Origin of the sequence: Streptomyces sp. NPDC060031, assembly GCF_042736805.1 — a bacterium.
GTDB lineage: Bacteria > Actinomycetota > Actinomycetes > Streptomycetales > Streptomycetaceae > Streptomyces.
The window spans coordinates 1-19,841 of sequence record NZ_JBHWVM010000038.1 but is presented as its reverse complement, the minus strand read 5'-3'; the positions used below and the strand labels follow the sequence as shown (position 1 = coordinate 19,841).

General features: G+C 71.9%; 21 protein-coding genes. 11 read left to right on the top strand and 10 right to left on the bottom strand.

What is annotated here, in order from left to right; translation table 11 throughout:
- The first annotated feature begins 164 nt into the window (after positions 1 to 164).
- Positions 165 to 926: a hypothetical protein gene (locus ACFWB8_RS18785; RefSeq protein WP_385227717.1), complete on the top strand. Its 762-nt coding sequence runs from the start codon at positions 165 to 167 to the stop codon at positions 924 to 926.
- Here the strand turns inward: ACFWB8_RS18785 and ACFWB8_RS18780 are convergent.
- From ACFWB8_RS18780 to ACFWB8_RS18770, 3 genes are all read right to left on the bottom strand, one after another.
- Positions 923 to 1,339, bottom strand: coding sequence for a PPOX class F420-dependent oxidoreductase (locus ACFWB8_RS18780; protein ID WP_385227714.1), 417 nt, complete (start codon positions 1,337 to 1,339; stop codon positions 923 to 925). The two genes, ACFWB8_RS18785 and ACFWB8_RS18780, sit on opposite strands and share 4 nt — an antisense overlap.
- An 86-nt stretch (positions 1,340 to 1,425) precedes the next feature.
- Positions 1,426 to 2,634 (bottom strand): DUF1266 domain-containing protein, encoded by a 1,209-nt coding sequence (locus ACFWB8_RS18775; protein ID WP_385227711.1) that lies wholly within the window; start codon positions 2,632 to 2,634, stop codon positions 1,426 to 1,428.
- Between the two features lie 48 nt (positions 2,635 to 2,682).
- Positions 2,683 to 3,126: a MarR family winged helix-turn-helix transcriptional regulator gene (locus ACFWB8_RS18770; RefSeq protein WP_385227708.1), complete on the bottom strand. Its 444-nt coding sequence runs from the start codon at positions 3,124 to 3,126 to the stop codon at positions 2,683 to 2,685.
- Between the two features lie 86 nt (positions 3,127 to 3,212).
- On the opposite strand from ACFWB8_RS18770, the gene ACFWB8_RS18765 reads away from it, so the two are divergent.
- The 6 genes from ACFWB8_RS18765 to ACFWB8_RS18740 all read left to right on the top strand — a co-directional run bounded on the left by ACFWB8_RS18765 (position 3,213) and on the right by ACFWB8_RS18740 (position 9,426).
- The gene (locus tag ACFWB8_RS18765; protein WP_385227705.1) at positions 3,213 to 3,584 is read left to right on the top strand and encodes a VOC family protein; all 372 of its coding nucleotides are present in this window, start codon (positions 3,213 to 3,215) and stop codon (positions 3,582 to 3,584) included.
- A gap of 139 nt (positions 3,585 to 3,723) precedes the next feature.
- A complete protein-coding gene (locus ACFWB8_RS18760; RefSeq protein WP_385227702.1) occupies positions 3,724 to 4,944 on the top strand; it encodes an FAD-dependent monooxygenase in 1,221 nt (406 codons plus the stop codon).
- Positions 4,945 to 5,095: 151 nt separating this feature from the next.
- Positions 5,096 to 7,036 (top strand): C1 family peptidase, encoded by a 1,941-nt coding sequence (locus ACFWB8_RS18755; protein ID WP_385227699.1) that lies wholly within the window; start codon positions 5,096 to 5,098, stop codon positions 7,034 to 7,036.
- 15 nt (positions 7,037 to 7,051) lie between these two features.
- On the top strand, positions 7,052 to 7,360 hold the full coding sequence (locus tag ACFWB8_RS18750) for a protease inhibitor I42 family protein (RefSeq protein WP_385227696.1): 309 nt from the start codon (positions 7,052 to 7,054) through the stop codon (positions 7,358 to 7,360).
- 63 nt (positions 7,361 to 7,423) lie between these two features.
- A complete protein-coding gene (locus ACFWB8_RS18745) occupies positions 7,424 to 8,092 on the top strand; it encodes a GntR family transcriptional regulator (protein ID WP_385227693.1) in 669 nt (222 codons plus the stop codon).
- A 5-nt stretch (positions 8,093 to 8,097) separates the two neighbouring features.
- Entirely contained in the window at positions 8,098 to 9,426 is a 1,329-nt protein-coding gene (locus ACFWB8_RS18740; protein ID WP_385227841.1) for a nitrate/nitrite transporter, read from the top strand.
- Here the strand turns inward: ACFWB8_RS18740 and ACFWB8_RS18735 are convergent.
- Positions 9,405 to 10,103, bottom strand: a complete 699-nt coding sequence (locus ACFWB8_RS18735) for a CDP-diacylglycerol diphosphatase (protein WP_385227690.1) — start codon at positions 10,101 to 10,103, stop codon at positions 9,405 to 9,407. The two genes, ACFWB8_RS18740 and ACFWB8_RS18735, sit on opposite strands and share 22 nt — an antisense overlap.
- Before the next feature lie 562 nt (positions 10,104 to 10,665).
- The gene (locus tag ACFWB8_RS18730) at positions 10,666 to 11,520 is read right to left on the bottom strand and encodes a maleylpyruvate isomerase family mycothiol-dependent enzyme (protein WP_385227687.1); all 855 of its coding nucleotides are present in this window, start codon (positions 11,518 to 11,520) and stop codon (positions 10,666 to 10,668) included.
- A 123-nt stretch (positions 11,521 to 11,643) separates the two neighbouring features.
- Between ACFWB8_RS18730 and ACFWB8_RS18725 the strand changes: the two genes are divergently transcribed.
- Positions 11,644 to 12,432, top strand: a complete 789-nt coding sequence (locus tag ACFWB8_RS18725) for a carbon-nitrogen family hydrolase (protein WP_385227684.1) — start codon at positions 11,644 to 11,646, stop codon at positions 12,430 to 12,432.
- A 153-nt stretch (positions 12,433 to 12,585) separates the two neighbouring features.
- On the opposite strand, the gene ACFWB8_RS18720 is transcribed toward ACFWB8_RS18725, so the two are convergent.
- Positions 12,586 to 13,149 (bottom strand): hypothetical protein, encoded by a 564-nt coding sequence (locus ACFWB8_RS18720; RefSeq protein WP_385227681.1) that lies wholly within the window; start codon positions 13,147 to 13,149, stop codon positions 12,586 to 12,588.
- 161 nt (positions 13,150 to 13,310) lie between these two features.
- The gene (locus ACFWB8_RS18715) at positions 13,311 to 13,655 is read right to left on the bottom strand and encodes a hypothetical protein (protein WP_385227678.1); all 345 of its coding nucleotides are present in this window, start codon (positions 13,653 to 13,655) and stop codon (positions 13,311 to 13,313) included.
- Positions 13,656 to 13,687: 32 nt separating this feature from the next.
- On the opposite strand from ACFWB8_RS18715, the gene ACFWB8_RS18710 reads away from it, so the two are divergent.
- Both ACFWB8_RS18710 and ACFWB8_RS18705 read left to right on the top strand, forming a co-directional pair.
- Positions 13,688 to 14,491: a hypothetical protein gene (locus ACFWB8_RS18710; protein ID WP_385227675.1), complete on the top strand. Its 804-nt coding sequence runs from the start codon at positions 13,688 to 13,690 to the stop codon at positions 14,489 to 14,491.
- Between the two features lie 36 nt (positions 14,492 to 14,527).
- A complete protein-coding gene (locus tag ACFWB8_RS18705; protein WP_385227672.1) occupies positions 14,528 to 15,049 on the top strand; it encodes a DUF4240 domain-containing protein in 522 nt (173 codons plus the stop codon).
- On the opposite strand, the gene ACFWB8_RS18700 is transcribed toward ACFWB8_RS18705, so the two are convergent.
- Positions 15,046 to 15,600 carry a Uma2 family endonuclease gene (locus ACFWB8_RS18700; protein WP_385227669.1) on the bottom strand — a complete coding sequence of 185 codons (555 nt, stop codon included), beginning with the start codon at positions 15,598 to 15,600 and terminating at the stop codon, positions 15,046 to 15,048. The genes ACFWB8_RS18705 and ACFWB8_RS18700 overlap by 4 nt on opposite strands.
- Before the next feature lie 103 nt (positions 15,601 to 15,703).
- Between ACFWB8_RS18700 and ACFWB8_RS18695 the strand changes: the two genes are divergently transcribed.
- The gene (locus ACFWB8_RS18695; protein ID WP_385227666.1) at positions 15,704 to 17,524 is read left to right on the top strand and encodes an NHL domain-containing thioredoxin family protein; all 1,821 of its coding nucleotides are present in this window, start codon (positions 15,704 to 15,706) and stop codon (positions 17,522 to 17,524) included.
- Between the two features lie 66 nt (positions 17,525 to 17,590).
- Here the strand turns inward: ACFWB8_RS18695 and ACFWB8_RS18690 are convergent, their stop codons facing one another.
- Entirely contained in the window at positions 17,591 to 18,886 is a 1,296-nt protein-coding gene (locus tag ACFWB8_RS18690; protein ID WP_385227663.1) for a M18 family aminopeptidase, read from the bottom strand.
- A 103-nt stretch (positions 18,887 to 18,989) separates the two neighbouring features.
- Positions 18,990 to 19,730 carry a hypothetical protein gene (locus ACFWB8_RS18685; RefSeq protein WP_385227660.1) on the bottom strand — a complete coding sequence of 247 codons (741 nt, stop codon included), beginning with the start codon at positions 19,728 to 19,730 and terminating at the stop codon, positions 18,990 to 18,992.
- Positions 19,731 to 19,841 lie beyond the last annotated feature (111 nt).

Genomic DNA, 19,841 nt, shown 5'->3' with positions numbered 1-19,841 from the left:
GACCGGCCGCCGGCCGTCGTGGAGCTGGAGTGGGTGCAGGACGGCGAGGCGCTGGTCGGCGTTGAGCCCCGGCAGGTCACGCGGTCCGTCCCGTGCCGGAGCGGCCGTCGCGGGACGAACGCGGTAGCCTCCCGCCCGGAGAAGCGGACGAGGGGGGCCGGGGGTTGTCCATCGCCGAGTTGCAGGTGTACTCCGTCGAGGAGGCGGACGTCACCGGCGGGGTGTGCGTGGTCCGCTGCGTCGGCGGGGTCGCGCGGGCCGGACAGGTGTACGCCGTCGGGGAGCTGCGGCTCGGGCTGCGCCGGATCGAGCGGTACGGGCGCCCCGTCGGCTTCGTCGACGCGGGTCACGTGGCGAAGGTCCACCTCAGCGGCGCCGTGGTCGCGCTGCTCAGCCGGGGGCAGGTGCTGACCTCGGTACCGGCCGACGGGCATTCTCTGGAGGAACTGGAGGCCTGGCTGGCCACCGGGCCCCCGCTGCTCGACGAGCCGCACCCCGCACCGCTGCGGAGCCTGGCGGTGGGCCGGATGCAGGACGAGTGCCTGCCCGAGGGGGTACGGCTGCGGTGGGGGCGGGTGGCGCTGGCGGCCATCGGCCGGGCGGGCCGGCCCGAGGCGGAGTGCGGGGCCGAAGGGGCCGCCGTACGGGGCTACTTGATCCAGCACTTCGGTCCCGAGGACGCGAGCCCGGACCGGGACCCGGCCGCGCTCTGCCGCGACGTACTGGCCCAGATCGGGATCTCCCCCGAGGAGGCGCTGGCGCAGGCCCGCACCTGGCGGGAGCTGCCGCGTCCGGCGATCCTTCGGCTGCGCCGCATCAAGAACCTGATCCCGTGGATGGCGCCGGCCCGCCCCCACCTCCGGGACGCCGACCCCTTGGCGGAGGCGGTCGACGCCTGGTCGAGGGTCCGTCCCGAGCTGCCCTAGCCGGCCTGGGCGGCGTTGCCGAGCACCTTGGCCGGGGTGACGCGCACGACGACGCGCACCCGCTCCGCCGGGGCGTCGGCGTACTCCTGGCCCGCGCCGGGGCCCATGTACTCCTCCGCTATGCGCACGGCGACGGCCCGGCCGGTGTCCTCGGTGATGGTGGCGGTGCCGCGGATCTCGGCGTAGAGGAAGGGGTTGGCCAGGTCGAAGACGGTCAGGCCGACGCGGTCGTCACGGGCCATGTTGCGCTCCTTGCGGCGGCCCCGCTCGGTGGAGATCAGGATGTCCTCGCCGTCGCGGGTCACCCACACCACCGAACTCTGCGGGCTCCCGTCGGGGTTGAGGGTCGCCAACACCGCGGGGTTCGGGGAGTCGAGCAGCTTTCGTACCGTGTCGTTCAAGGCAACAGTCATGTGCACGAGACTAGTTGCCGCGGGGCGCGGACGCCCGGGGCATCGCGGCCGGGGACCGGGACGTCGCGAAGGCGGCTACGGATCCGTCAGGCCCAGGGGATGTTGCGCCAGGGGCTGGCCGGGTCGGTGGTCAGGGCGAGGTGGGTGGCGAGGGAGGTTTCGTACCACTCCCCGAACTCCTCCTCGTCGAAGTGCAGGCAGCGCGCGAGCAGGTACCCGGCGGAGAACTCCTCCCACGAGCGGTACACCCCGCGGGCGGCCTCGCCGGCCCGGAGCACGGCCCGTTCGGCGTCTTCGAGGGTGCCGTAGCGGGTGCCGAGGCCCCAGCGGGCCATCTGGGAGGCCCGGCCGTGGTCCCAGCCCTGGACGGAGCGGACCCAGGCGCCCTCGGCGAGGAGTCCGTCGGCCCGGAAGCGCTGCTCGTAGCGGGCGATGCGGCCGATCAGCCGCTGGACGCCGGCGATCTCGCCCTCGACCTCCGCGGAGGGGCGCGGCTGGGCGACGGTGACCCCGTCGGGGGTGAGCTGCGGCTGCGCGGAGCGCTGGGCGCTCAGGCGCAGGCTGGCCTCGGCGGCGTGCCGCCAGTGCTCGATGTCGACGGGCCCGGCGAAGTCGGAGGCGAGGACGCGGCGCACGCGCAGGGCGAACTCCCAGACGGGGCTGACGATCTCGGCGTTCAGCATGCGGTCGAGCACGTCGAGCCAGTCTTCGGGGGTGGTGATGTCCCACATCTTGCGCAGGCGGTCGCGCTCGCGGGTGTAGCCGCTGCCGTGGTAGGCGAGGGCGTTCCAGAACTCGCCGTTGCTGACGGCGAGATGGGCGCCGACGGCGAGTCCGTGCGCGACCGGTCCGTGCAGCGGGCCGCCGGTGTGCAGGGCGTGTACGGCGCCGGCGGCCAGGCCCCAGGAGTCCGCGGCGTCCCAGTGGGCGCGCCAGCGGTCGCGGTCGGCGGGGGTGGTGGTGAGGTAGGCCTCGGCGGGGGAGCCGGGGTTCACGGCGAGGTACGGGGGGTCGCGGTGGTCCCAGGCGTTGGCGAACCAGGCGAGGCTCTGGCGCAGGTAGACCGTGTGGGGGTCGGGGACCGGGAGCATCCCGCGGGTGTAGACGGCGAGGCTCCGGCCGTCGGGCATGGGGTGGAAACGGGCCTGCGTCGGCTCGGCGTCGACGTGGGCGCGGGGTTGGGGCAAGAACAGCTCGGCGCGCGCGAGGGCGTCGAGGTACGCGGCCCAGTCGCCGCGCGCCTTGGTCTCGTGCAGCTCCCGCTCGATGCCACTCGGCGCTATCCAGCCATGCATGGCAGCAGACTAACGGGACGCCTCGCGGGCCGGCGCGGCCCTGGGGCCTCAGCCGTCCAGCACCGATGCCATGCGGTCGAGGTCGGCCAGGAGTTCGGGGAGGCGGGACTCCGGGACGGCGTCGGTCATGCGCCGGTCGATCGCGTAGACGGCCGAGCGTGCCGCCGCGAGGCGGCGGTGGCCCTCCTCGGTCAGGTGGGCCGGCAGGGCGCGGCCGCGGTCCGTGGTGGCCGGGCGGGTGATCAGGCCGCCGTCCTGGAGTCCGCGCAGGACGACGTTCATGGACTGCCGCGTGACGAAGGCGCCGCGGGCCAGTTCGGCGTTGGAGAGGCCGGGGCGCTGGTCGAGGAGTTCGAGGCAGGCGTACTGCGGCACCGTCAGGTCGTACGCGCGCAGCGCCCTGTCCATCGCGCCGCGCAGTGCCGCCGCGGCGCGCTTGAGGCGGTAGCCCAGGCGCTGGGTCACGTCGTCGGCAGGGGTTCCCTCATCCATGTCAGGAGTTTGACATGCCGACGCGAGGTCGTCTACCTTCCGGGATGTCAAAGTCCTGACATCAAGGCGCCCACCAGGGAGAACTCATGACCGTCACCGTCACCGGCCCGGACTTCATCGCTCTGCAGGTGCGCGACGTCGAAGCGGCCGCCACCTTCTACGAGGAGCACCTCGGCCTGCGCCGCACGCCCGCCTCGCCGCCCGGGGCCGTGGTGTTCGCGACCGAGCCCGTGCCGTTCGCCGTCCGCGAGCCGCTGCCGGGCGTGGACCTCGATGCCACCCCGCGGCCCGGCCTCGGGGTCGCCCTGTGGTTCAAGACCAGCGACGCGCAGGCCCTGCACGACAGGCTGCACGCCGCCGGGGTCCCGATCGTGACGGCGCCGCAGGAGGGTCCGTTCGGCAAGATGTTCACCTTCATCGGCCCCGACGGCTACGCCATCACCACGCACGAGGGCTGACGCACGAGGGCTGACGCACGAGGGCTGACACGCGAGGGCTGACACGCGAAGGCTGACCGCCGAATGGCCTGTCTGCCCCGCGCGGGCGACGGGCCCGCTTCTGTAGGGTGTCGGCCCCCGGAAGCGTACGGAGGCGGACATGCGGGACGGTGCGGTCGCGGTGGTCGGCGGGAGCATCGCCGGATGCGCATTCGCCACGGCGGCGGCGCGCGCCGGCGCCGGGGAGGTGGTGGTGCTGGAGCGGACCCGGGGGCGGCTCGCGGACCGGGGCGTCGGGCTCTGCGTCCACGACGACCGGGCGGCCGAGCTGCGCGCGAGCGGGGCCCTGCCCGAGGGGATCGCCGCGCACCGGCTGGAGCGGCGCCGGTGGGTGGTCCGGGATCGTGACGCGGCAGGCGGGCGGGTGATCTGGGAGCAGCCGTTCCCCTTCCACTCGTACCACTGGGGCCTGCTCTGGCGCGGGCTGCGCGAGGCGGTCCCGGACGCGGTGGTCTACCGGCAGGGCGAGACGGTGGCGGGCGTGGCGGAAGCGGAAGCCGGTGGCGGGGCCGAGGTGCGGCTCGCGGGCGGCGCCGTCGAGCGGTACGACCTGGTCGTCGGCGCCGACGGCTACCGCTCCGTGGTGCGCGCGGCGGTCTGCCCCGAGTCCCGGCCGCACTACGCCGGGTACGTGTGCTGGCGCGGCAACCTCGACGCGGCGCGGCTCGCGGAGCTCGGCGCCGCCGCCGACCCGGCGCCCGACGCGGTGACCACCGTCTGCTTCCCCGGCGGCACCTGCGTCATCTACCGCATGCCCGGACCGGACGGACCCCGGGTGAACTGGGTGCTCTACGCTCCGCCCCCGCAGGACGGGCAGCTGCGCTTCGACGACCCCACGAGCTTCCCGCCGGGCGGTCTGACCCCGGAACTCTCCGCGCACCTCGGTGCGTTGCTGGAGCGGGAGTTCCCGTCGTACTGGGGTCGGGCGCTCGCGCTGACCGACCCGGCGGACACCTTCGTCCAGCCCATCTACGACCTGGAGACCGCGCGCACCACCGCCGGCCGCCTCCTGCTCGCGGGGGACGCGGCCAGCGTCGTACGCCCGCACAACACGAGCGGCGCCGCCAAGGCCCTCCAGGACGCCACCGCCTTCGCCGAGGGCTGGCGCCGGTCCGGCTCCTTCGAGGAACTGCTGCGCGGCTACCAGGCCGCCCGCGGCCCCGCCGGGCGGGAACTGGTCGCGCTGGCACGCCGGCTCGGGCACGCCCAGGTCGAGCGGACCCCGGCCTGGGCGGACATGAGCCACGGCGAGGTGGCGGCGTGGTGGCAGGGGCAGTTGGCCGGGGCCCCGGGCATCGGCGGCCGGGCGATGACCCCGTAGCGAGGCGCTTGCGCCTGCCGCCCGCCGCCTGCCCGCCGGCCCGTGCGACCGCCGTGCCACCGCGCGACCGCCCCGACCCCCTTGACCGCCCCCGGTGGCGGGGAGACGCTCCCGGGTCCCGCAACCGGGCGGGTACAGCTGGGGGGCCGGTATGCCGGAGGAGTCTGTCCAGACGGTGGGGGAGTTGCGGGCGCGGCTCGCGGAGCAGGGGGCGCGGTGGTCCGTGAGCGAACACCTGGCCGACGAGGAGCCCGTACCGCGGCCCTCGCTCGGCCTGGAGCCGGGGGCGAACCTGACGCCCGCCGAGGACGTGGGGGTCATCGATCTGCGGGGGACCATCGGGCACGCGAGCGGAAATCCGCACCTCACCCGGCGCAGGGCGGCGCACGGCCTGCTGGGAGCGGCAGAGGAAGCGGGAGCGGCAGGGGAAGCGGGAGCGGCAAGGGCGCCGCACACGGCAGGACCGGTCGTGGGGGCGCGGCCGACCGCCGTGGACTGGCGGGGCCGCTGGGGCTGGCCGTGGATCACCAAGGTGAAGGACCAGAACCCCTGCGGCTCCTGCTGGGCCTTCGGGGCGGCCGGGCTCGTGGAGTCCATGGCCCGGATCGAGCACGACGTGTGGGCCGAGCGCTCCGAGGGGGACGTCCACGACGGGCTGCGCTTCACCTGCGGGCAGGGCAGCAACCCCGAGACCGCACTCGACTGGATCAAGACCAACGGGGGTCTCGCGGACCCGGACTGCTGGCCGTACTCGACCCCGCCCGACGGGCTGCCCGCCGAGCGGCGCGACGCCTGGCGCGCCGAGTACACGCCGAGCTGGGACCGCTCCGGGCGCACCGTCAGGATCTCCGACTACGTGCGCCTGGGCGACGTGGAGCAGCAGAAGGTCTGGCTGGACACGGTCGGCCCGCTGACCGCCTGCTTCGACGTGTACGAGGACTTCTTCGGCCTCGGCTCCGGCGTCTACCACCGCACCACCGACCGCCTCGCGGGCGGCCACTGCGTGCTGATCGTCGGTTACGACGACGCGGCGGGCTGCTGGCTGTTCAAGAACTCCTGGGGCACCGGCTACCACGTGGGCGGCTACGGGCGGATCGCGTACGGCGAGGTGCGGATCGACCACTGGGCCAAGTGCGGACTGCGCGGCACCAACATCGACCCCTGGAGCAAGCGCCGTCTGCACGGGGGCAACGTCTACGAGAGCGGCAACGGCCGCGCCCACCGCAACTTCGAGCTGCTCGCCACCACCGGCGGGGCCCGCCTGCAGCACTGGTGGCGCGAGGGCGACGCCCCCTTCGCGTGGGCCCGCGCCGGGGCCTTCGCCAACGACGCCTCCGGCCAGCCGGCCTTCACCGGGACCACGTACAACCGGAACATGGAGTCCCTGCACGTCACCACGGGCGGGCGGATGCGCCACTGGTACTACGAGCAGTCCGGCGGCACCTGGCGCGACGGCGGGGCCTTCGGGCCGGGTGACGCGGCGGTCGGCTCGACCCCGGCCTTCATCCAGAGCGACTACGGCAAGCCGGGCAACTTCGAGGTGGTCGTCCGGACGGCGGACGGCCGCCTCAACCACTGGTGGCGGATCAACGGCGCCCCCTGGACCTGGAACGACGGCGGCCGCTTCGCCTCCGGCATCGCCCACTACGGCCCGGCCCTCGTCCAGACGCGCTCCCGCCACCTCGACCTGGTCGCCACCCGTACGGACGGCCGGATGCAGCTGTGGTGGCGCGACGACCCGAACGGCTTCGCCTGGCGCCCCGGGGAGGTCTTCGGCAGCGCGATCACCTCCGCGCCCTGCCTGATCGAGGGGCAGTACGGGGCCGCGGACGAGGACACCGCCGGGAACTACGAGCTGTGCGTGGCCGTCGGGGACGGGCGGGTCGAGCACTGGTGGCGGGGGAACGCCGCCGGAGCCGCCTGGAGCCGCGGCGCGGTCTTCGGCCACGACGCGCTCGCGGTCACCGGGATGCTTCAGGGCAGCTTCGGGTTCAACCTGGAAGTCGTCGTCCTGCGCACCGACCGCCTGCTCCAGCACTACTGGCGCGATGGCGCGGGATGGCACGAGGGGCCGGTGATCGGCCCCGCCTGAGCCGAGGGGAGCACGGTGGAGGTGCGAAGGGTCGTACTCGCGCCCGGTGAGTCGTACGAGCTGCGGCTCACGGGGCGCGGTGCGCGCGGATACGTGTGGACCTGGCGGGTGACCGGGGACGAGGACGCCGTCTCGGTGGCGCAGGGCCCGGAGGGGGAGCCGGACGACGCGCTGCCGGGGGCTGCGGTGGAGCGGGTGTACGTGGTGCGGGCCCGGGGCGTGGGCGGGCGGGCCCGGGTCCGGTTCGCGCAGGTGCGGCCGCCGTATCCGGACGAGGCGCCGTACGACGAGTTCGTGCTCGACGTGCAGGTGGACTCCGAGTAGAGCCGGGGTCCACATGCCGGACGAGGGGACGACTCGCACCTGTGTTGTATCTATCCTGTGCCCATGCCATCAGCCACCGTGACCGCGGCCGCGGCCGCCCCGATGACCGCCGCCGACCGCGTCTACCAGCACGTCAAGAACGGGGTGCTCGACCGCCGCTACGAGGGCGGCACCCTGCTGACGGAGGGCGAGCTGGCCGAGGCCGTCGGGGTCTCCCGTACGCCGGTGCGCGAGGCGCTGCTGCGGCTGGAGACCGAGGGGCTGCTGAAGCTGTATCCGAAGAAGGGCGCGCTGGTGCTGCCGGTCTCCGCGCAGGAGATCGCCGACGTGATCGAGACGCGGCTGCTGGTGGAGGAGTTCACGGTACGCAGGGCCGTGCCGGCGCCGCCCGGTCTGCTGGACCGGCTCGCGGAACTGCTCGACGAGCAGCGGCGGCACGCGGCCGCGGGCGACCTCGCCGCGATGATGGCCGCCGACCGGGGCTTCCACGCCGAGATCGTGCGCAGTGCCGGGAACCAGATCCTGAGCCGGCTCTACGACCAACTGCGCGACCGCCAGCTGCGGATGGGCGTGGCCCTGCTGCACGCGCACCCCGAACGGGTGGAGCGCACGCTGGCCGAGCACGCGGAGATCCTGGCCGCGCTGCGGGCGGGCGACGGGGAGAGCGCCGCGGCGGCGGTACGGGGGCACGTGGGCAGGGTCGGGGCGCTGGTGCGCGGGGTGTCCCGGTGACCGGGCTGCCGAAGGACCCTCCGGGCGGCCGCCGGGCGGTGGCGATCTGGTCGATCGGCGTCGCTGTCTACTTCGTCGCGGTGATCTTCCGGACCAGCCTGGGGGTCGCCGGCCTGGACGCGGCCGACCGCTTCCACGTCGGTTCCTCGGCGCTGGCCTCCTTCTCGCTGCTGCAGCTCCTGGTGTACGCGGGGATGCAGATACCGGTGGGGCTGATGGTGGACCGGCTCGGCACGAAGAAGGTGCTGACGCTGGGGGCCGTCCTCTTCACCGCGGGCCAGCTCGGCTTCGCGCTGTCGCCCTCGTACGGGATGGCGCTGGCCGCCCGCGCGCTGCTGGGCTGCGGCGACGCGATGACCTTCATCTCGGTGCTGCGGCTCGGGACGCGGTGGTTCCCGGCCCGGCGCGGACCGCTGATGGCGCAGCTCGCGGGGCTGGTCGGGATGGCCGGGAACCTGGTCTCCACGCTGGTGCTGGCACCCGTGCTGCACGGGGTCGGCTGGGTGCCGGCCTTCGCGGGCAGCGCGGTCGCGGGGCTGGTGGTGCTCGTGCCGCTGGTGCTGTTCCTGCGGGACCATCCGGAGGGGCACGCGGCGCCGCCGGTCGCGCGGGGGGCGGGGGGCGGGTTCGTACGCCGCCAGATCGCCGACTCGTGGAAGGAGCCGGGCACGCGGCTCGGGCTGTGGGTGCACTTCACCACGCAGTTCCCGGCGATGGTGTTCCTGCTGCTGTGGGGCCTGCCGTTCCTGGTGGAGGCCCAGGGGCTGTCGCGGACCACCGCGGGCGGGCTGCTGACACTGGTGGTCGCCTCGAACATGGCGCTGGGCCTGGTCTACGGCCAGATCATCGGCCGCCGCCAGTCCGCGCGGATACCGCTGGCGCTCGGCACGGTCGGGCTGACGGCGCTGCTGTGGGCCTCGGTGGTGCTGTACCCGGGCGACCGGGCGCCGATGGGGCTGCTGGTGACGCTGTGCCTGGTGCTGGGGATGTGCGGGCCGGGGTCGATGATCGGCTTCGACTTCGCGCGGCCCGCGAATCCGGCGGAGCGTCAGGGGACGGCCTCCGGAATCACCAACATGGGCGGTTTCATCGCCTCGATGACGACGCTCCTGGTGGTGGGCGTGCTGCTGGACGCCACGGACGACGACTATCGCATCGCGTTCTCGTCGGTCTTCGTCCTGGAGCTCCTGGGCGTGACCCAGATCCTCCGCCTGAGGGGCCGGGCCCTGTCCCGCGAACGGGAACGCCTGCTCACCGCGGCGCCCCTGTCGGGAGCCGCGGCGGCGGCCCTGCCCACCGCGGTGCGCGCTGCTCAGCGGCAGGCCAGGAGGTAGTCGCAGGTCCCGGTGCCGTTTCCCCCGGGAAGGGTCCCCTGGCTGTTCAGGACCCAGAGCCCATTCAAACCTGGGATCGAGACCATGGTCTGCAGCTTCATGTTGTCCGGACTCCGGGCCACGTTTTGGTCCAGAAGCCAGAAGAGATTCTGGTCGAGCGCCTTGAGCCACAGCACCCGATAATTCCGGGTAACAAGGTCACCGTTCTTCGGATCGCGACCCCTGATGGGAAAGATCGCGCTAGGGTCCGTCCATTTCGCCGGATCGGTGACGGGGGTTTTGATCTTTCCGAGATCTTCCTTCACCTCAGGGTGGAACGCGGCCATATGAATGTGCAGCTGGTCCTGTTTCCGCGACTCCGCCGAGTTGACCCCGAGTCCTACGAGTTCGGGGTGGGCGGTGTAATACGCCGGGACCTTTTCCGCCGCATAGAGCCAGTAATTATAGGAGCCGAGGACCTTCCCGCACTCGATTCCCTTGACGCGGTCGGTCGGAATCGTCAGAAAACCTTTGGTTCCGTTCGCGACTGCGATCCTGCGCTTCGTGTCGATCTCCTGGCAGGTATACGGGAAATCCTTGACCTTGATCCAGAGAAAGTCTCTGTCGCCGTCGCTCGGATCGCCGCAGTTGGGGTCGGTGGAAGAAGTCGCGACGCTGTCACGGTTGTCATCAGTCATGTTCCACCTCCATGGGAGGCCGCCCGGTTCGGACACGCGGACGCCGGGCCGTGGCGGGAGCGGGGAAGCCATCAGGGGCGGGCGCCGGTTTTCCACCGGAGGCCATCGGGCTTGCGAAGAATTCTCCGGAGCAACAGCAACGGAATCTGCCGGGCATGACGTGCCGGGGTGATGAATTCCTCGATTAACTCAGTTTCTATCTCCTCGGGCAGAGCCGCAACTGGAGCAGCTGCCAAGAATTCTGCCTCCCGTCATCGCCGGTGATGCCGAATCCTCGCGCTGACCGCCGCGATTTGGCACAGCGACCACACCGGACGGCCCGTCCTGCGCTCATTGACCGCTCATGGCCATTGGCCCTTGGAGTCGATCATCCAGGGTCTGCGAGACGCGGTTGAAAGGGTGCCCGTGGAAACAGCCGATCGTGTGTGGCCCGACACGTACTTCGGTGAAGTCGCTGTAGCGTTTACGCCGCCCAACGTCCACCCACGCGAGCGGGCCCCGTCCGACCACGTGCCGGACGGGCCCTTTCATCCCAGGTCCCGGCGGAGTCGGGCCCGGCGCGCTACGGGGTGACGGCGAAGTGGGTCAGGATGGCCGCGGCCAGGGCTTCGTCGCCCTCGATCTTGACGCGGTCGGCCACCGCGTGCGGACGGACGCGGCCCGCCGCCAGGCGGACGTACGTCTCCCAGTCCAGTGTCAGCGTCACGGCCGGCCCGAGCGACGGCGTCTTGTCCACCGTGCCCCGCCCCTGCGCGTCCACCCGTACCGTCCGCATGAACTCCAACGGACCGTGCACGTCGAGGACCACCGCCGAGTTCGCCGGCGCCCCCGCCAGCTTCGCCACCACCTTCGGCAGCCCGGCCAGCAGGAGGTCCCGCGTCACGTACGCGCCCGGCGAGTCCCAGTTCCCCGGCACTCCCAGCGCCGCCCGCAGGTCCTGTTCGTGGATCCACACGTCGAACGCCCGCAGCCGCAGCGCCATCTCCAGCGTGACCTGCTCGCCCAGCGGTCCCCGCACCATCGTGGCCGGATCCCGCTTCTCGTTGCGCAGTTGCCGCGCCCGCCGGATGACTGTGTACTCCAGCTCCGAGGTCATCTCCGGGGCGGTGTGGTGCCGGCGCACGTCGACCTGCACCTCCATGTACCGGGTGAACTCGTCCACCACGTGCCGCAGATCCCGCGCCACGGTGTGGATCGGCCGCGGGTCCCCGAGCTGCTCGCATTCGATGCCGATGATGTGTGACACCACATCACGCACTGACCAGCCGGGGCACGGGGTCGCCCGGTTCCACTCGCCCTCCGTCAGGGGGAGGACCAGCGCGGATATCGCCTCGATGGAGTGCGTCCACGCGTCGGCATAGGGCTGAAGGCTGGGATGCGGATGGACGGTCAACGGGACCCCTCGCGTGCTGTTCATTGGCGCGTTCTGGAAGCTTGTGGACTGGCTTCAAAACTACGCTGCCGGTGAGCACCCCGGCAGTGCTTTCGTGTGACGATCGTAGGCCCGAGTCGACGGCTTGAAAGCCAGGACGGTGGTAGTGTGCGCGCCTCTCTGCTCCAAATCGCGGTGAATGAGGGGGAGTCGGTGGGTTCCCGCCGCTCCCGCGTCGCCGACCTCGTACGGGAGCAGCACCGCTGCGACCTCGTCGTGCTGCCCGAGCTGTGGACCGTCGGGGCCTTCGCCTACGAGCAGTTCGAGACGGAAGCCGAACCGCTGGACGGCCCGACCTTCGAGGCCATGTCCAGGGCTGCGCGCGACGCAGGGGTCTGGCTGCACGCCGGCTCGGTCGTGGAGCGCGCGGGTGACGGCTCGCTCTACAACACCGCGCTCGTCCTCTCTCCCACGGGCGAACTCGCGGCCACGTACCGAAAGATCCACCGCTTCGGCTTCGACCAGGGCGAGGCGGTGCTCATGTCGCCAGGCGACTCCCTCACCACCGTGGTCCTGCCGGAGCAGACGCTCGGCCTCGCCACCTGCTACGACCTGCGCTTCCCGGAGCTGTTCCGCGGCCTGGTCGACGCGGGGGCCACCACGATGGTCGTGTCCGCGGGCTGGCCGGCCCGCCGCCGGGCCCACTGGACCCTGCTGAACCGGGCCCGTGCGGTCGAGGACCAGTCCTACGTCCTCGCCTGTGCGACGGCCGGCGCCCATGCGGGCGTCGAACAGTCCGGGCACAGCCTGGTGGTGGACCCGTGGGGCGAGGTGCTGGCGGAGGCGGGCCCGGGGGAGGAGGTGCTCACGGTGGAGCTGGACCCGGCGAAGGTCGCCGGGACGCGCGAGCAGTTCCCGGCCCTGAAGGACCGCCGCCTCGGGCAGGGACACGCCTAGTGCTGTGACCGGGAACGTTCACCGGGTTCCTCCTGGTGCTGACCAACGGCGCGAACGCGCCCGAATCCGCAGCGAAAAACGACTCCGTTGGGGCGGCAGACCTGCCCTCGTCGTCTGATCACATATTTGCGAACAATCCAGTGGCGGAAGCGGTCACAGGTCCGCACCCGAAACCCAGACCACGGGATGCGCCGGATCGGTGTTGTCCACCGCCAAGGACCGTGGACTGGTCCGCTTGGCATCACTGGGACTGTCCTGGCTGTAGAGCATGGTGGGGTTGACCGGCGGGGTCAGGCCGCACGGGCCCTCTGCAGGCTGGACAGCTGCTCCGGGACTGTAGGCGGTCCAGCTACCCTCGAGCACCTTCGTGGCCGCGCTTGGTGGTTCGAAATGGCTGGCCGTAAGGAACGTGGCGAGATCTGCCGGCGTAGTAGTGAATCGCAGCGTCAAGTTGCTCTCTCCCTGCAAACCACCCACGTCGGCAGTGAAGACGAGGCTCGTGGCGACGGGGGGCACAGCCAGACCGAAGTGCCTGGTGGCCTCGGCGAGGGAGATGTTGTTGCCCCGGGTCTGCGGGCAGACTCGGGGATCGGTCGCTGCGACATGGTTGTCCGGCGGTCCGAACGCTGAGTCGAGCATCGACGTCGCACCCCAGCCGAGCAAGCCCAGCAGGCCGGCTGCACTCACCGAGATCGTCAGGCATCCCGGTCTCTTCATGACCTCAGCTCCCCCGTGAGCAAATCAGAGCGTGATCATAGTGGGCATCCCGACACTGGCCGATGTCCGGTACCTCGTGCTCCCGTTTCGTCAGTTCCTGAAGGAGTTGGTCCTGGCCCGGCCCCTAACCGACAAACCGGCAAAGGTTCGCGGTCACAGCACTAGACGTCTGCCTCGACGTCTTCCTCGCGCTTCTTTTCGGCCATTCTGATCACGCACACGGCCACGGCGATCAGCAGCGCCGCGTCCGCGTCCTCCCGGATCACGTCCACGGCGTACGTCTCGCGGATCCGGTACCACTGGCGGGAGATCAGGGCGAGCAGCTCCCCGTCGTACTCGACCTTGAACTCCCGGTCCAGGATCCGGCCGTCGGGGTCCTTCAGCTCCAGGGTGTCCCGGACGCGCAGCGCCTTCCCGTCCACGAGGAAGGCGTGCCGCCCGTCCTCGTCCTCGATCAGGTGGTCGTCCCCGACGGCCAGCACTTTGTCCCGAACCAGGTATTTCATGCCGTGATCGCTGCCCGCGATAGGTTGCCGTCATGCCTCTGCTCTATGTGACCGACCTGGCGTACCCGGCGCGCGGCCGCCGCTACTGCGACGAGGACATATTCCTCACCTCGCGACTGCGGGCGCACTTCGACCTGGCGCTGTGCCATCCGCTGGACGCGCGGGCCCTGATGCCCGGCTTCGACGCGGTCGTGATCCGCAACAGCGGGCCGGTCCTGCACTACCAGGAGGCGTACGACGCCTTTCGCGCGGCCGCGCTGGCCGCCGGGACCCGCGTGTACAACCCGCTCACGGGCCGTGGCGACATGGCGGGCAAGCAGTACCTCCTCGACCTGACGCAGGCCGGCTACCCGGTGATCCCGACGATCGACGACCCGGCGCGGCTGGCGCTGCTGCCGGACGTCCCCGAGTACGCGGTGAAGCCCAAGCAGGGCGCGGACTCCATCGGCCTGACCTTCACCGCGAACCCGTCCGCGGTGCCGGGCGAGATGCTCATCCAGCCGCGCATCGACTTCGCGTACGAGGTGTCCTTCTACTTCGTGGACCACGCCTTCCAGTACGCCCTGTACGCCCCGGACCCGGCGCGGCGCTGGGAGCTGGCCCCGTACGAACCCTCGGCGGCGGACCTGGCCTTCGCCCGTGCCTTCGTCGACTGGAACACCCTCGACCACGGCATCCAGCGCGTGGACGCCTGCCGGGCGCCGTCGGGGGAACTGCTCCTGGTCGAGCTGGAGGACCTGAACCCGTACCTCTCGCTGGACCTCGTCCCGGCGGAGGTGCAGGACCGTTTCATCGAGTCCCTCACACAATCCCTCCACTCCTTCCTGAACTCCTGACCCCCTGATGTCAGAGGGGGATGCCAGGCTCTGGGCATGGACAAGCAGACGTTCTGGAAGCTGATCGAGACGGCCCGCGCGGAGGCGGCGCCGGACCAGGTGGCGGCGCGGGCGGCGCAGTTGCTCGCGGGGCGGCCGGCCGCCGAGATAGCCGCGGCGCAGCAGGTGCTGTGGGATCTGCTGGCGGAGTCCTACCGCGCCCCGCTCTGGGCCGCGGCCTACGTGATCAACGGCGGCTGCTCGGACGACGGCTTCGACTACTTCCGCGGCTGGCTCCTGACCCAGGGCGAGGCGGCCTTCGCCGCCGCCCTCGGCGACCCGGACTCCCTGGCCGCCCACCCCGCGGTCCGCGAGGCCGCGGCGGAGGGCTTGGAGCTGTGGGACGAGGAGGCCCTCTCCATAGCCTGGCAGGCCTACGAATCCGCCACAGGCCGAGAACTCCCGTCGGACTCCTTCACGATCGGGTACCCGGACCTGGACCCGGCCTGGTCCTTCGACTTCGGCGACTCCGAGGAGACCTCGGCCCGCCTGCCCCGCCTGAGCGCCCTCTTCGACTAGAGCCCGCTGGTGTCGAGATCGAGGTTGAACGGGGCCGGCAGGTGGACCGGAGTCCCGAACGAGTGCGGCCCGTCGACCTTCGTGTAGCCGAGTCGTCCCGGCCCGGCGAACAGTGTGACGGTCTTCTCCACCCGGTCGACGAGCAGGTACAGCGGTGCGCCGTACTCGGCGTACCGCTTGCGCTTGACGACACGGTCGGTCTCGGCGTTGGAGTCCGATGTGACCTCGACGATCAGGAGCGTCTGATCAGGAAGAAGAGCCTCGTTCCTCGTCGCCAGATCCTTGGGCGCGACGGCGATGTCGGGGATGTACCAATTGGGGGTCCCCGGAAGGTCCAGATTGCCTGACCCGGTGACACAGCCCAATTCCTTGACACGCGGTTTGATCTGATCCCGGATCTCCTCCGCGGCGTTCTCGTGGGGCCAGCTCGGCGTCACGTGGCAGATGACTCCTTCGACGATCTCGGTGCGGTCCCCGCTGTGGTGCTGGATTGCGTACTTCAGCGCGCGCTCAGGGTCGATGCCCTCGCTGTAGTCGTGCGCGGTGGTCATACCGGACGCCTCCTTCGCTGCCTTGTCGCCAGCGTCCCACGAGGGCCCGTGCTCCGTCGTCACCCCTGCGGGTGCATATGCAGGGGGGTGGCACCCTTGTCGCATGACTTCTGCCGCGTCCGCACCCCGTCGCGCCCGTGTCCGTGCTCCCGAGCTGATCGGCAAGGGGGGCTGGCTCAATACCGGTGGCAAGCCGTACACCCTCGCTGACCTGCGGGGACGGATCTTGATCATCGACTTTTGGACCTTCTGCTGCGTCAACTGCCTGCACGTCCTCGACGAGCTGCGGGAGCTGGAGGAGAAGCACCGCGACACCGTCGTGATCATCGGGGTGCATTCGCCGAAGTTCGTGCACGAGGCCGAGCACGCGGCCGTCGTCGATGCCGTCGAGCGGTACGAGGTGCACCACCCGGTGCTCGACGATCCGGAGCTCGCGACCTGGAAGCAGTACGCCGTGCGGGCGTGGCCCACGCTCGTGGTGATCGACCCCGAGGGGTACATCGTCGCGCAGCACGCCGGCGAAGGTCATGCGCACGCCATCGCACGGCTCGTCGAGGAGCTGGAGGCCGAGCACGAGGCCAAGGGGACGCTGCGCCGCGGGGACGGGCCGTACGTGGCTCCCGAGCCGGTGGCGAGCGACCTGCGGTTCCCCGGGAAGGCGGTCGTGCTGCCGTCCGGGAACTTCCTGGTGTCCGACTCCACCCGCCACCAGCTCGTGGAGCTGGCCCCGGACGGGGAGAGCGTCGTACGCCGCGTCGGCAGCGGTGAGCGCGGCTTCGGCGCCGACGGCTTCAGCGAGCCGCAGGGCCTGGCGCTGCTGCCTGACGGCAGGGTCGTGGTCGCGGACACGGTCAACCACGCGCTGCGCGTCTTCGACCCCGCCACCGGGACCGTCCAGACCGTCGCCGGGACCGGCCGCCAGTGGTGGCAGGGCTCGCCGACGTCCGGGCCGGCCCTGGAGGTGGACCTGTCCTCGCCGTGGGACGTGGCCTGGTGGCAGGGCCGGGTCTGGATCGCCATGGCGGGCGTGCACCAGCTGTGGACGTACGACCCGCAGGCGCGCACCGTCGGGGTGGCCGCCGGGACGACCAACGAGGGCCTGCTCGACGGCCCCGCCGCCGAGGCCTGGTTCGCGCAGCCGTCCGGGCTCGCGGCCACCGAGGACCGGCTGTGGATCGCGGACTCCGAGACCAGCGCCCTGCGCTACGTCCACCGCACCGACGCCGGCTACGCCGTCACCTCCGCCGTCGGCACCGGCCTGTTCGACTTCGGCCACCGCGACGGGGACGCGGCGCAGGCGCTGCTCCAGCACCCGCTCGGGGTCACCGCCCTGCCGGACGGCTCGGTCGCGGTGTGTGACACGTACAACCACGCGCTGCGCCGCTACGACCCCGCCACCGGGCAGGTCTCCACCCTCGCGACCGATCTGCGCGAGCCCAGCGCCGCCGTGCTGGTCGGGGAGGACATCGTGGTCGTCGAGTCCGCCCGCCACCGGCTGACCCGGCTGCGGCTGCCGGAGGAGGCGGTACGGGTCGACGCGGTCGCCCACCGCACGCAGCGCGCCGCCACCGAGGTGGCCCCGGGCACGCTCCGTCTCGACGTGGTCTTCCAGGCCCCGAGCGGGCAGAAGCTCGACACCCGGTACGGGCCCTCGACGCGGCTGCTGGTCTCCTCGACCCCGCCCGAGCTGCTGGCGGCGGGGGAGGGCGCCGGGACCGACCTCTTCCGCGAGCTGGTGCTCGCCGACGGGGTGACCGAGGGCGTGCTGCACGTCTCGGCGATGGCCGCCTCGTGCGACGACGACCCCGAGAACGAGTACCCGGCCTGCCACGTCCACCAGCAGGACTGGGGTGTTCCGGTGACGGTGGCCGCGGGCGGCGCCAGCCGGCTCCCGCTCGTCCTCGCCGGCCTGGACGCCGAGTAGCCGAAGGAGCCGAACGCGCCGAACGCGCCGGGCCCGCCCCGAGAGGGCGGGGCCCGGCGGCGCGCGTCAGCCCTCCAGGAACGAGACCAGCGCGTTCGCCAGGAGGAACGGGTCGTCCGCGCCGCACAGTTCGCGGGCGCTGTGCATCGAGAGGATCGCGACGCCGATGTCCACGGTCTGGATGCCGTGCCGGGCGGCGGTGATCGGGCCGATCGTCGTGCCGCACGGCATGGAGTTGTTGGAGACGAAGGTCTGCCACGGCACGCCGGCCCGCTCGCAGGCGCTCGCGAACACCGCGCGCCCGCTGCCGTCGGTCGCGTACCGCTGGTTGACGTTGACCTTCAGGATCGGGCCGCCGTTGGCACGCGGGTGGTGCGAGGGGTCGTGGCGCTCCGCGTAGTTGGGGTGCACGGCGTGGCCGGTGTCCGAGGAGAGACAGATGGTGCCGGCGAAGGCACGCGCGCGGTCCTCGTACGAGCCGCCGCGCGAGAAGACTGAACGTTCCAGCACGTTGCCCAGCAGGGGGCCGTCCGCGCCGGTGTCCGACTGGGAGCCGTTCTCCTCGTGGTCGAAGGCGGCCAGCACCGGGATGTGGTCCAGCGCGTCGGAGGCGGAGACCGCCGCGAGCGCCGCGACGCCCGCGTGCACGGACAGCAGGTTGTCCATGCGCGGGCCGGCGAGCAGTTCGCGGTCACGGCCGAGGTAGGACGGCGGCTCGATCGAGTGGACCATCAGGTCCCAGCCCGCCACCGAGCCCTGCGCCAGGCCCTCTTCCTCCTCCAGGAACGCGATCAGGTCGCCTTCCTGGACCTCGCCCAGGCCCCAGATGGGCTGCATGTGCCGCTGCTTGTCCAGCTTGAGGCCGTCGGTGTTGACCGACCGGTCCAGGTGCACGGCCAGTTGGGGAACGCGCAGCAGGGCGCGGTCGACATTGACGAGCCGCTCGCTGCCGTCCCGCAGGGTCAGCCGCCCGGCCAGGCCCAGGTCCCGGTCCAGCCAGGTGTTGAGCAGGGTGCCGCCGTAGATCTCGACCGCGATCTGCCGCCAGCCCTGCGAGCCCGTGTCCGGCAGCGGCTTGACCCGCAGGTTGGGGGAGTCGGTGTGCGCGCCGACGATCCGGAAGGGTGTGTGCGCGGCCGCGCCCTGCGGCACGTACCAGGCGATCAGGGCGCCGCCGCGGAGCACGAATTTGCCCCCCGTGCCCGCATCCCATGCGTCCGTTTCCGACAGCTGCCTGAAACCTGCCTTCTCCAGCCGCTCCGCCGCGTTGGCCACGGCGTGGTACGGCGACGGACTGGCCGTCAGGAAGGTCATCAGGTCGTCGGTGTGGCCGCGGTCGAAGCGGGCGGCGGGAGAGCTCATGTGGTTCACCTTAACGACGGTCGTGTTCGTCATGGCCGGACAGTTGCGGATCGCCGAAAGGGCAGGGGTTCGGGCGGTGTGGCCCCTACTCCCGGTGCCTTCCTCAGCCCGGCGGTCGCTCGAATCGGCGCTGCAGCTGCCTGCGCTCGCCCCGACGGATGCGCGGGAGCATCTCCGGGGTCTGTGCGGAGCGCTGCGCCCGTCTCTTGCGTCCGGCGCAGAAGATACAGGCCTCGCCCGGGGGCGCGTCCGGGTCGATGGGCGCACCGGGGTGTTCGGAGCATCCCGAGGCGTTGCGCGGCCGGGACAGTTCGCGGGCGACGATGAAGGCGCGGTGCAGGTCGTCCGCTATCTGTACGAACTCTTCGGCCGGCGAGGAGAAGCCGAGGTGGAAGCGGCGGTCCTCGACCGTACGGACGCACGCGCGCAGGGCCTGGAGCGTGTACGGGGGCTCCGGTACGGGGTAGCCGAGCCGGCGCTGCTCTGCGGCGGGCGGGGCCGCGGCGGCCGCCCGGGCGCCCTGGGCGCGCAGTCCGAGGCGTCGCCGGTCGTTGCAGATGAGGCAGCGGCCCCAGCCGTCGGGCGCCTCGGGGTCGAGGGCGCCGTTGGGGTGCTCGGGGCAGCCGGTGTAGCTCTTGGCGGGGGCGAGCCCGGCCGCGGTCTGGAAGGCGGTGTAGAGGGCGTCGGCGACGGCTTCGTACTCGGCGGGCAGGGCGCCGTCGTAGAGCTCCGCCAGATGGTCGCCGAGGCTGCCCAGGGCAGCCTGCAGCTCCTTGAGGGCGTACGGCCGCCCGGTCGGGACGGAGTACCCCCTGCTGTGGCCGCGCTGCTCCTGTGGACTCATGTCTACGAGCGTCCCATGAACGACTGACAAGGCGCGAACAACGGCGGCCGGACCCCCCGTACGGAGGCTGCGGCCGCCGCCCCGCCCGGTCACCAGTCTCTGTTTAACAAA